At 45.9% G+C, this 12,059-nt stretch carries 9 protein-coding genes; 2 read left to right on the forward strand and 7 right to left on the reverse strand.

The window, feature by feature from the left end:
* Positions 1-41 precede the first annotated feature (41 nt).
* From IDJ76_RS06385 to IDJ76_RS06415, 7 genes are all read right to left on the reverse strand, one after another.
* Positions 42-1,373 (reverse strand): TldD/PmbA family protein, encoded by a 1,332-nt coding sequence (locus IDJ76_RS06385; protein ID WP_191161908.1) that lies wholly within the window; start codon positions 1,371-1,373, stop codon positions 42-44.
* Between the two features lie 3 nt (positions 1,374-1,376).
* Complete coding sequence (locus IDJ76_RS06390) at positions 1,377-3,014, reverse strand: TldD/PmbA family protein (protein ID WP_191161910.1); 1,638 nt, start codon at positions 3,012-3,014, stop codon at positions 1,377-1,379.
* 87 nt (positions 3,015-3,101) lie between these two features.
* Positions 3,102-4,826, reverse strand: coding sequence for a hypothetical protein (locus tag IDJ76_RS06395; protein ID WP_191161912.1), 1,725 nt, complete (start codon positions 4,824-4,826; stop codon positions 3,102-3,104).
* A gap of 26 nt (positions 4,827-4,852) precedes the next feature.
* Positions 4,853-6,973, reverse strand: coding sequence for a DUF4175 family protein (locus IDJ76_RS06400; protein WP_191161914.1), 2,121 nt, complete (start codon positions 6,971-6,973; stop codon positions 4,853-4,855).
* A complete protein-coding gene (locus IDJ76_RS06405; protein WP_191161916.1) occupies positions 6,966-8,468 on the reverse strand; it encodes a BatA domain-containing protein in 1,503 nt (500 codons plus the stop codon). The genes IDJ76_RS06400 and IDJ76_RS06405 overlap by 8 nt, the downstream gene beginning before the upstream one ends.
* 56 nt (positions 8,469-8,524) lie before the next feature.
* Positions 8,525-9,382: a DUF58 domain-containing protein gene (locus IDJ76_RS06410; RefSeq protein ID WP_191161918.1), complete on the reverse strand. Its 858-nt coding sequence runs from the start codon at positions 9,380-9,382 to the stop codon at positions 8,525-8,527.
* A 115-nt stretch (positions 9,383-9,497) separates the two neighbouring features.
* Positions 9,498-10,496, reverse strand: coding sequence for an AAA family ATPase (locus IDJ76_RS06415; RefSeq protein WP_191161920.1), 999 nt, complete (start codon positions 10,494-10,496; stop codon positions 9,498-9,500).
* Between the two features lie 214 nt (positions 10,497-10,710).
* On the opposite strand from IDJ76_RS06415, the gene IDJ76_RS06420 reads away from it, so the two are divergent.
* Both IDJ76_RS06420 and IDJ76_RS06425 read left to right on the forward strand, forming a co-directional pair.
* The gene (locus IDJ76_RS06420) at positions 10,711-11,337 is read left to right on the forward strand and encodes a DUF4159 domain-containing protein (protein WP_191161922.1); all 627 of its coding nucleotides are present in this window, start codon (positions 10,711-10,713) and stop codon (positions 11,335-11,337) included.
* Positions 11,338-11,376: 39 nt separating this feature from the next.
* Positions 11,377-12,006 (forward strand): RDD family protein, encoded by a 630-nt coding sequence (locus tag IDJ76_RS06425; protein ID WP_191161924.1) that lies wholly within the window; start codon positions 11,377-11,379, stop codon positions 12,004-12,006.
* The last annotated feature ends 53 nt before the right edge of the window (positions 12,007-12,059 follow it).

Raw genomic sequence — 12,059 nt, forward strand, 5'->3', positions numbered from 1 at the left:
GAGTAATCCTGCGACTTTAAAATTTTACTTTTAATTTACCCCTACACCGCGTCAGACAATGAGCTGAACGTAAAGTCGCGAATTTTCATCGGCGGGATCAGGTAACTGCGGTAGCTTTCTATGCTGATGCTGCGTTCCTGTTTGCCCAGGGCCTCCAGGTTGTTCAGCATAATTACAGGGCTTTCGTTAAACCTGAAGTTCTTGATAGGAAATTTGATCTTACCATTCTCGATATAATACGTACCATCTCGGGTAAGGCCTGTTAACAGCAACGATTGCGGGTCTACCATACGGATATACCATAACCGCGATACCAGGATCCCTTTTTCGGTCCCTTTGATCAGTTCCTCTAATGTTTGGGTACCGCCATCCATGATGATGTTGCTGCCGTTAGGTACAGGTTTTACGCCTTTTTTATCGGCCCAATACCTCGAGTATGCCAAATTCTTTACTACGCCATTCTCTATCCACATTGTTTTTTCGCGTGGTAAACCATCACCACCCCAGGTCGAGCCGGGCAGGTCGGTATTAAAAGGATCTGAGTAAATATTTACTTTGGCATCAACTAACTGCTCGCCCAAGCGGGTACCGCCGCCTTTTTTGCTCAAAAAGCTCCGGCCTTCTTCCGCGCTGCGCGCATCAAAACGAAACATATTCTCCAGCATATACGTAGCCGCAACCGGTTCTAATATCACGGTGTATTTACCCGGCTCGATAGCCCTTGCGCCGACCGAGCTGTTTGCCTTCATGGCAGCTACTCTTGTGGCAGAAGCGGTATCCAGTTTGCTTACATCTGTAAAACCACGCGCTGCATAGCCCGATGCGGTACCCGCGTCGTTACGGGTGGTAATGGTAAAGGTAACATCGCTGCTTTTGTTATAAGCAAACAAGCCTTTAGAATTCATTACGGCGTTAAAACCGCTTGAATTTTCAAGAAAACCCGCTGCATTTAGCTTGGCATCTTTAGTAATGGCAATACTTTTACCTACCATTTCGGCACGGCTCTCCGGCGTCATGGCGGCAGTATTGGCATTATAGGTCATCGATTCCTTAAACTCGCCGGGGCCTAACATCGGCATATATTCGGGGTTGGCCGGTGCCAGTTGCGCCAACTCTTCCGACCGGCGGACTACGCGCTCTAAAGCGGCATCGTCAAACTCATTAATAGTAGCCGTACCCGCCTTTTTACCGTAAACAGATGTTACCGCCAGGCCCACGTTGCTGATATCGCCTGCGGTTGAGACGTTGTTTAACGCATAGCGCACGTTACCGCCTTCGCTGCCGTTTAGGTTTACTTCGCATTCTTCGGCTTTTGAATAGCTAAGCACTTTCTTTAATAAAGCCTGTGCTTGTTCTTTTGTATATATCGCCATAAATTATCCGATCTTTCTTTTTGTGTTGATTACATTAACTCCTTTGAACAGCGCTGTCGACGACCCGTGAGATACTGCGCTCGACTGGCTTGGCTGGCCCTTACCATCATTGAACGATCCGCCTAAACGGTAATCGTTTTCATCGCAAACCGCGCTACATGAGTTCCAAAACTCCTGCGTGTTAGCCTGGTAAGCTACATCATTCATCATCCCGGCAATTTTACCGTCTTTGATCTCGTAAAACAGCTGGCCGCCAAACTGGAAGTTGTAACGCTGCTGATCGATAGAGAATGAGCCGTCGCCAATAATGTAAATACCTTTCTCTACATTTTTAATCATATTGTCAACGCTTAGCGGAGTTTTGCCCGGCTGTAAGGATACGTTAGGCATACGCTGGAACTGTACATCCTGCCAGTTTTGCGCGTAGCAGCACCCTTGCGATTCTTTTAAACCGATGATGTGTGCCTGATCGCGGATGGCCTGGTAATTCACCAGCACACCATCTTTAATAATATCCCATTTTTTAGTGCCCACGCCTTCATCGTCGTAACCTACAGCACCTAATGAACCTACCTGGGTTTTATCGCCCACAACGTTCACTTTATCGCTACCGAACTTAAAGTTGCCCGATTTCCATTTATCCAATGTAAGGAAGCTGGTACCGGCAAAGTTAGCCTCGTAGCCTAAAACACGGTCAAGCTCGGTTGGGTGGCCTACCGACTCATGGATAGTTAACCAAAGATGACTTGGATCAAGCACCAGATCGTACTTACCCGGATCGACAGATTTTGCGGTGAGCTTTTCGCCCGCCTGCTTGGTGGCAAACTTAATATCCTCTAAAATATCATAACGTTTTTTATAGCGCGGGGTAACACCCTGTACGGTTTCTGAAGCTGAAGGGATCAGATACTCATAACCCATACCCACCGGCGAGCTTAACGACCGGCGTGTTTCGAACGCGCCTTTCGTAGGGTCTATTTTGGTAACCGTAAAATTGGGAAACAAACGGTGCACATCCTGATCGATATATGAACCGTCGGTTGATGCAAAGTATTTTTGCTCGTTAACGGCAAACAATGTAGAGTTTACAAAATTCGCACCACCTGCCATAGCTGCGGCATTTGCTGATAAAAGTAAGTCTACTTTCTCTTTTATAGGCACTTCAAAAGCATTCTTCTCGATAGGGGTTTTCCAGCTTACTTCACCGTAACCTTTTTGCGGGGCCAGTTGTACCGGCGGGCTGCCAATTTTGGCGTTGGCCTTAGCAACAGCTACCGCTCGTTTAGCGGCTTTGGCAATACCATCTTTAGTAACCTCATTAGTGGCAGCAAAGCCCCAGCAACCATTGGCAATTACTCGTACGCCGATACCATAAGATTCGGTATTGGCTACGTTCAACACGCGGTTTTCGCGGGTAATTACAAACTGGTTAAGGTAACGGCCAATACGCACATCGGCGTAACTTGCACCGGCAGCTTTCGCGGCATTCAATCCCACGTCAGACAGTTCTTTCTTGAACTTCGTGTCAACAGGATTTAAAGCCTCCTGCGGGTCAATGGTTTTTCCAAAACCTGGCATACCGGGCAGCACCAAAGCGCCTGCGCCCATACCGGTTAAAAAAATAAAATCTCTTCTTCTCAAAGTTTATCCTCCAATTTGTTAGGGCGATCCCCGACCGGGAAAGCATTGTTAAAATTAATATGCGGTGACACGTGATAATGTGTCTTTTTATGAAATCTTGGTCTCTGCCCACAAGAAAGTGCAGGCGGCAAGCAACAGGATATAAAAATAAATTTTTGGGACGTTAATCCGCACTGTTTCCTGTATCTGTTTTGTTACAATATCGGTTTTCTCGTTCAACATTTCATAATTCTTTGTTGCCGATATCTTTGCTACTGCCTGAATAGCCAGCCAATCCGTTTGGGGATAAGCATAAAACCAATTTGTATTTCCATTTTGATGCACAAATTGCCAGCCTACAGCTGTAGGGCGGTAAAGTACATCCCACTCAAACGGAATGTTTAAATGCTGTATTGACGCAATGTTATCGCCATTGATGTTAACAGATAATCGTTTACTATCCAACACCGTTAATTGAGTAGGTTGGCCTGTCACCGGGAGTGTTGCTGCTGAAGACTCGTCAGCCAAATCATTACTTTTCCGGGCGGCTTTGGTTATCAATGCCGACCATAACGTGGTATAGTCAGCTTTATTCCCCGCCAGCATCCAACTGAAAGTATTATTTAAAGTCGTAAAAACTATTTTGCCCGATCCGGATAATGCACTGTTCGCCAAAATATGGTTTTGAGCACCGGTAACCAGCGGTTGTGTTCCGTTCTGATAATTTATATAGGCATTACCAGCACCCAGTTTGTTTAAACTCTTAGCGCCATTGATGAGCAGCGTTGCTGGCGCAGGTTCCTTGCCGGATGGCCTATCTACCGGGAAGCCCCTTTGCAGCCAGGAAGATTTGCCCCCCGCACTATCGGCTTTTACAATTACACCAAGTCCGTTATCGGTAACCTCCTGCTTTAAGGCTGCACTTTCCGCATCGCTTAAGTTGCTTAAAACAGATAAATCACCTATTAATACGTCAAATTTATTTAAGGTTGATGCCGATATCCTGTCTAACGGAAACTGCGGGATATTAATAAATTCGGTAGTAAACTTATCTTTGCTGATGGCAGCGCGCGACGCTACTGCATAACCATTCCCGCTTAACCAGTTCTTTAAAAATTTGCTTTCAAAATCAGGCGAAGCCGAGAGCATAAGCACCTTTAGAGTTTTAACCGGGTTAACTTCGACAGGTAAGCTACCCTGGGTTTCACCATCTGACGTTAAAGTATAAACCACCCGCCCGCTTGTTTTAGGTAAAGTGGTTAGCGTAAAAGTGGAGCCCGACTTAGGAGCAACAATAACGGAATCTAACCCGGTGTTTAACGCTTTTAATACCAGCTTTACTTTTTGTTTCGACGTATTATTGAAGCTGCCCTGTACCGTTAAAACATCGCCGGTTTTTAACCTGCTGGTGTAGCTGAGATTAGTGGTACCTGCGGGGGTATTAGCCTGATGAAAAACGATTGACCGCCCTGCCAACTGTTGTAAATCGGATCCGGTTAAACCGTAACCGTAAATATGCAGTTGATCCGTTTTATTTATCTCTTTGGGAGTGATTAGCTGTACGTGAGGAAATGCCTTTTTAATATCCTCGTCAAAGGTTACTTGTTTTGCATTTTTATCCAAGCTATCCACATCAAAACCTTCCGTTAACAATGTCGTTTTATGCTTATCTTTTAATGCAACCCTGATTTGATAGCTTAGTGGCAGGGCGATGCAAGCCAGACCAACACAGGCAACAACTATAGCCAGCACCCGCCAAAGCAGCCAGTGTTTATTGGCGCGCCGCAGTTCCTGCAATACAAGCCCAATCGCAAGTATTATGCAGGTGATCATGACGATATAAATCCAGTTGGCCTGCATTAATTGTTAACTTGTTTAAGATTTTTATAATAGCTTTTTGACAGGCCCATATCCGTACTGCTTTCAGCGGCCTTAGGCGTGATTTTGACCGCCGACAACGTTTTTTGAATAGCCCGTTCCACAGTGTTAACGTCTTGCAGGCTTATTTTTTGTAACGATAAGATCCGGCGCATAGCACCCAAAGCAGGGAGGTAAGCACCCGGCTGCATAGACGCAATTTCGCTTAAACGCTGGTTAGCCAGTTGCAGGGTACGGGTATCATTTGTGGCTAATAGCGGTTTTAACTTTAATATTTCTAATACTCCAACAGCGTTTTTGAGCACCAGTTGATTATCTGCAGGTGCTTTTATATCCTGCCTATTAGCGGGTTGAATGATCTTGTCCAGTTCGCCGCTCAGTCGCTTTTCAGGCTTTAAAGGCGGTGAATTATAAGATGTTTTAGCTACAAAAGAGCGCGACTTTTGCTGCAGATCCTTTAATAATCTTAAAGCTTTATAAGCAAAGGGCAGCGCGGCTTGTGGCTTGTACAATCGCAATTGTAATTCAGCTTTCCACATTTCGGTTAGTGTGGCTTTCAACTGTGCTTTAACGGCCGGCTCAAAAAACTGGGCATCGTCAGCTTTATCGTGGTCGTCGGTATATTCTTTCAAGATCTTGCTAGCGTTACTAAAATCTTCCGGACTCGCCAGGTTATCCGCACCTTTAGGGCCTTCTACCGTTTCATCCTCTTCGCCCAGGAACTTGCCGTACCGCAGGCGCAATAGTTTTTGATCTACACCCAGATCGTTACTGCGCGCGTTAAATTTTTCAACGCTGATGGTGTCTTTTTCTTTGAGCAATGTTTCGGCGTCGATAATAATCTGTCGCTCGCTGCGAAAAAACTCCGGTTTTAAATTCGCGCCGGAGAGCACGCCATCCATACTTAACAACTCGGCCGTATCCTGTATGGCAACGGTGAAAACATCCGTTCGGCTTTGCTGCTGATGGGTATCTTGCGCCTGTACGTAAAAGTATAACTCATCGCCCGGCTCCATATTCAGGGCCGGCAGCCTGATGAGTTTTTGTACATCATATTGCGCTTTGCGGTCGCCAAAGGTGGTATTAAAGTTCAACTTATACTCTTTAAATTTAACCCCCTCTCCGCGGCCTTTGGCAACCGTGGCTATGATAAGTGCATTAGCAATACCATAATCATCGTTTAATGCAGCGCTGATGTTCACCTGCTGCACTTCGCCGGCATCAATGTAGGTGTATTGCTTGGGTACTTTTACGTGGATAACCGGGGGGCCATCTTTAACTACCTGCATCTGGTAAAGGTCAGACAGTTTACCGTCAATGCTCACCTGGTAAAATCCGGGTTTATCGATCATCCGGCTCGCCGACCATTCCGTACCTTCACCCATATTCCTTAGGGCAATCCGCTCTTTATCATTGAAAATGAGGTAGGCCTTTTTGATAACGATGTTGGTTTTAATCGACCAGTGAACTACCGCCCCTTCTTCAGCCGTTAGATTGAACCTATCCTGAGTGCGCTTGCCTTTGCCGGTGTAGGCAGGCGGATTAACAATTAATTCCACTCCATCTATCTGCGGCAATACCTTTTCTGACGGGCCAATTACCTTGGCCGACTCTTTGTCGCCACTCCAGAAAACACCTGTATGGTGATGCGGAATAACTTTACCTACCACCCATACCAAAACTACCGCGCCTAGCAGCAGCAAAACAGCAAATTTAAAGCGTTTGGCAAAGTATGCATGGCTAACCTTCAGGCCATCCAAAGCCACCTTGGCTTGTGAGCGGGCCAGTAGTTGCAGCGTGTTCATATGAACAGCAGGCTGCAGTAATAAATCTGTACTTTCCTGTAAATCAGGGTATTCCTTGCTCAGATAACCGGCAATATCGCTGTTATGAACATTCCAGGGCTTGTGTGTGAACACTAAAACCGTAAGCGCTACTGCAAATATAATCAGCCCCCAAATTACCGGAAGTGCCATCAGGTAAAAGCCTAAACCACCGGTAAGCAACCCGATACCCAATGCCAGCACCACATCTGCCGATAACTGGTAGGCTATCCACCGCCTGCGCAGGCTTTCTATTCTATTTACACCCTGTTTACTCATTGATTGACAAGGTTTTATTTCTGTGTGACAGTAAGCGTTCTGCAATAAATAAGAGTACGATAAGCAGCCAAAAATAGTGAGACAGGTCTACCTGCTCCGCGGGGTTGGCGGGCGTCATTTCCTTTGTTATTCCATCCACCTTGACCGGTTGGATCTGCTGATTGGTAAGTACCCGTTTATCATACTTTGAAGGCAGCTCATATTCGTTTCCAATGATCAGCTTTAGCATCATTTGGGGGAATTCGTCACTCCAAACAAGATCCCCCCAGGCGGGATTAAAATGCGAATAAAATCTAAAAATCTTTAAATATCTCTGATTAACTTCAGATAAAACAGCCTCGCCAAAGCCGTCTTTCCAGATCTTTTCACCGCTTTTTTCAGATAATACTATTTTGTTAAGTGCGATCTTCTTGCCAGGATTGATCAACCCCTCTGCCGCATCTATCCAGGAATGTACTGATACGATCTTGCCACCCTCATATTTAAAAACATTCCGGACATTTGATGACAGCCGCCTATCCACCGGCTGATCCGACAACCAGAACAACCAGGTTTGCCCGCCCGGGATCTGCCCCGGATTGCTGTACTGTTCAACCAGCGACTTGCGCCCGGTAAAATTAGTTGCGGCCAGCAAGGCAGCTTTTAAATATCCGGCATCTAAGGCGTATTTATCGGTATAAATGGCTATGCGTAAAGTCGAGGTATCCACCGGTATAGCCGCATTACTTCCTTTTAAACTAACCACCGGCTGCCCGTTTGTTACGTTTACTTCAATATTTGCATTACCATCATTTTGGATGTACTGCTCCGTATAAAAAGTGCCTGTAGGGCTGCTGTTACCCTGAGTTACTTTCATTGTACCGTTATCAGCAAACGAAGCAGATGCGATCCATTTGCTCATTGAGTCTGCAGCGGTGTAGCTTTGCCAATGCAGATTTAGTCCGCTGGCTGGTTTACTGCCTGTAAAGTGCTGGATCCCATTAGGGGTAAATATAAATATCGGCAAACCAGATGATACTTTACTGTTCAGCTGCCGGGTTAAGTTCCAGTAATTTGTGTTGGATGAAGTATCTTTCAGCGTTGTATCGGCCAAGATCTTTGCCAATTCCCCTTTCGCAAAACCGCTGTCAAAGTAGTGAAACTCGTATCCTGCCTTGTTTAACGAATCCACCTTTGGTTTAAAGGTTTTATACGTCTCTTTGAAATTCTCGCGAGGGATCAACACCCAACCCTTTATCTTTCCGGCGGGTTTGATATGGTTCCAAACGGGTGCCGCTAAAAATAACCCGAGTGCCGCCAGCAACAAACAGCGCAGGATGAGCAGCAGTATATCCAGCAATTTAAAACTGCGGCTGCTGGTTTTAGAGGCTTCGGTTATCAGCGCGATGCTGCCCACTTTAAGGGTTTTGCCCGGCCGGATGTTCCACAGGTGTATCACCACCGGGATGCTTAAGGCAGCCAGCGCGAAAAACCATATGGGGGATAAGAATTGCATCTATCGCAGTGAGTGGTGTGTGGTGTGTAGCGAGTAGTTTGTAGTACGTGTATTCATTATGCCAATCCTTTTTTACGTTGTACCAAAAACTCGCGCAGGGCTTCATCCAGGGGGCGGGCGGTGCTCACCATTTTGTAAGCGATGCGTTTGCTTTGCAGGTCGCTTTTAATGGCTGCCAAGTGTTCCTGTAATTTATCGTTATAAGTATCCCTGGAGCGCTGGGTATTTACCTGGATCGTCTCGCCGGTTTCCAGGTCTTCTAATGTAGTAAAACCTTTAAAATCAAAATCCAGTTCATTCTGCCCCATCAGGTGAAAAACAATGATCTCGTGCCGCAAGGCTGATAAAGTATTGAGCAGATTGCTGATCTCGCCATCTGCCTGATACATATCCGTTATAAATATCAGCAGCTCCTTGCGCCCATTCCCGGCAAATAGTTCTTTATAATGCGCAGGTTTGGTAAACGTCCCTTTCGGGTCAACTTTTTCCAGGTTATACAGCAGGCGTTGTAAATGCTGCGGATCGGGCTTGGAGGGCAGCGTAAATAACCCGCCGTCTTTAAAGATATTTAAAGCTACCGAGTCGCCCTGCAGATTAGCAAGGTACGCTAATGATGCGCCCAAAAATTTGGCGTATTCGATTTTCTTAACGCCGTTATCATCGTGGTTCATAGATGCGCTGGCATCCACCAAAAACCTGACGGAAATACTCGTTTCCACTTCCGATTCCCGGATGTAATACCGGTCGCTCCGGGCGAACATGCGCCAGTCCAGCCAGCGCAGGTCATCGCCCGGCTGGTAGCTGCGGTACTGGCTAAATTCCAGTCCGGGGCCTTTAACCGTGCTCTTGTTAAACCCATTCATAAAGCCATCGATAACCGTTTTCGCCAGTAACGGCAAATCCTTAATGGTCATTAATACTTTAGGGTCTAACACTTTTTGATTTTGGATTTTTTGTCTGAACCATGATTTACTTAATTAGATGATTTCTTGATTTCTTAAAAAACAATCGTGATAATCTTTAAATCCTTTAATCAAGGTTCCCCCTTCTCTCAATCACTTTCAGCAGCTCTTCAGTCACCCTGTCAGATGTAATGCCTTCGGCCTCTGCCTTAAAGTTCATCAGTATACGGTGCCTTAAAACTGCCGGGGCCATCGCGTGGATATCTTCCATCAAAACCGAGTAACGGCCTTTTAGCAAGGCACGTGCTTTGGCCGTCAGGATCAGCGCCTGCCCTGCCCGCGGGCCTGCACCCCAACGCACCCATTCTTTAGTGTAGTTAACGGTGGTGGTATCGGGCCGCGTAGCGCGGATAATGCTGCTTACATAGCGTGTCAAATCTTCGTTAATACTCACCTGCCTTACCAGTGCTTGCGCCTGTATAATCTCTTCGGCTGTTATCACGGCCTTCACTTCTTCTTTTTTTGCGCCGGTAGTACGGTTCAGTATGGCAAATTCCTCCTGCTCGGTGGGATAACCTATTTTTATTAGCAGTAAAAACCGGTCTAACTGTGCCTCGGGCAGTGGATAGGTGCCTGCCTGCTCGATAGGGTTTTGAGTTGCCAGGATAAAAAATGGCTTATCAAGCGGGTAGGTTTGCCCGCCATAGGTAACCTCAAACTCCTGCATGGCCTCCAACAAAGCCGACTGTGTTTTTGGCGGCGTACGGTTAATCTCATCGGCCAAAATAATGTTAGCAAACAACGGGCCTTTGTTAAATTTGAAAAAACGTTTGCCGGTTACATGGTCTTCTTCCAATATCTCGGTACCCACAATATCGGTCGGCATCAGATCTGGCGTAAACTGGATGCGGCGGAAAGCCAGGTGCAGGGCCTGCGACATGGTTTTAACGATCAGTGTTTTAGCCAGACCCGGTACACCCTCCAAAAGGCAATGACCGCCGGCCAGGAAAGCTACCAGCAACTCGTCCAGGATATGGTCTTGCCCTACAATTACCTTCTGTATCTCGGTTTTTAGCTGTGGCAGTTTGGCCAACAGCCCTTTAATTTTGCTTTCGGTAAGTTCCAATTTTTTATTCGTTTAAATATCAGCCTCACCTAAATTCTCTTCAATGGAGAGGAAGGGTAATGTGAGGCTTTACCTTCACAAGATATTACGCTTTTAATTAATTCTGTTATTTTTTTATCAAATACTTAACAAAGTATCTAAAACTTTACAAATTGCGCAGTTGTTAAAATGATATGGGCAAAATATTTGTACTAATTTTAGGGATTATTAGATAATGGCATACGCTACAAAATTCACATTTACAAGGTTAAGCTACCACAGCGGCGATTGGGATACCGATCAACGCATGCCATCCAACCTGCTTAACTCATTGATAGAGTACACCACCATCCCTATCGAACCGCATGAAAAGGTGATCCCCCTAAGCAGCGACGACATTTTTACTGCGCCTTTTTTGTACCTGAGCGGCCACAAACTGGTGCAGTTTGATGCTAAGGAAAAGGCCAACTTTAAAAATTATGTGCAAAACGGCGGCTTTGTTTTTGTTGATGATTGCAACCACGATATCGATGGGCTGTTTGCCAAATCGTTCGAGGCGCAAATGGCAGCACTATTCGGGCCAACAGCATTGAAAAAGATCCCAAATAACCATAAACTATATAGCTCGTTCTTTAAGTTTGAGAAAGGCCCGCCCACTACATCCTTTGAATTGAACGGCTGGGGCGACGACCTGGTGCATGACTACCTGAAGGCCATTGAGGTGAATGGCCGCATTGCCGTTTTGTACAGCAGTAAAGATTATGGCTGCGAGTGGGACTACGATTTCCGCAATAAACGTTTCATGGCCGAGGATAATACCAAATTCGGGATAAACATAATTGTTTATGCCATGAACTCTTAAGCCCTTTTCGGGTTATCTTTGCAACTACTTTACTGATTGATGACGGATAGCTACTACATTCTGCGAGACGGTGTAAAAACCGGGCCCTTTACTTACGACGAACTGATTGAAATGGGGCTGGATGCCAATACCCGCGTAGTGGCAGCTAACGGTAATACCTGGGAGGCAGCATCAGACATGCCCGATTTTTACGACTATTTTGAGGCCAGGGGGCACAACTTCCCTACCGAGGATAACCTGGCAACCTTTTGGTGGCGTTTTGCGGCCTACCTGATAGATAATATCCTGGTATTGATCTTACTTGCCATCGTAATTCCCGACCTGTTTATTACCATTTATAAAAACGAACTGGCCGATAACATTACTGACGATGCCCTGATGGCACGTTTAAAATTGAACGGTATATCTTTTATTGTCACTACCATTTACCATAGCCTGTTCGAAGCTTCAAAATGGCGCGGCAGTATCGGCAAAAAAATATGCCGGCTCACCGTGGTTGATGCAGAGGGCATGGGCTTAAACATTGGCAGGGCGGTATTGCGCAACCTTTCTAAATTTCTTTCGGCAATGGTGCTTTGCATTGGCTATCTAAATATTCTGTGGGACAACCATCGCCAGGGCTGGCATGACCAGATTGCCCGCACCTATGTGATACAGAAGGAGGCGTGAATAAGGGAGCATGCATTTAATTATAAACTGTATCGTTCATTAGCAACTTCATT

This window comes from Mucilaginibacter glaciei, from assembly GCF_014773245.1.
GTDB classification, from domain to species: domain Bacteria; phylum Bacteroidota; class Bacteroidia; order Sphingobacteriales; family Sphingobacteriaceae; genus Mucilaginibacter; species Mucilaginibacter glaciei.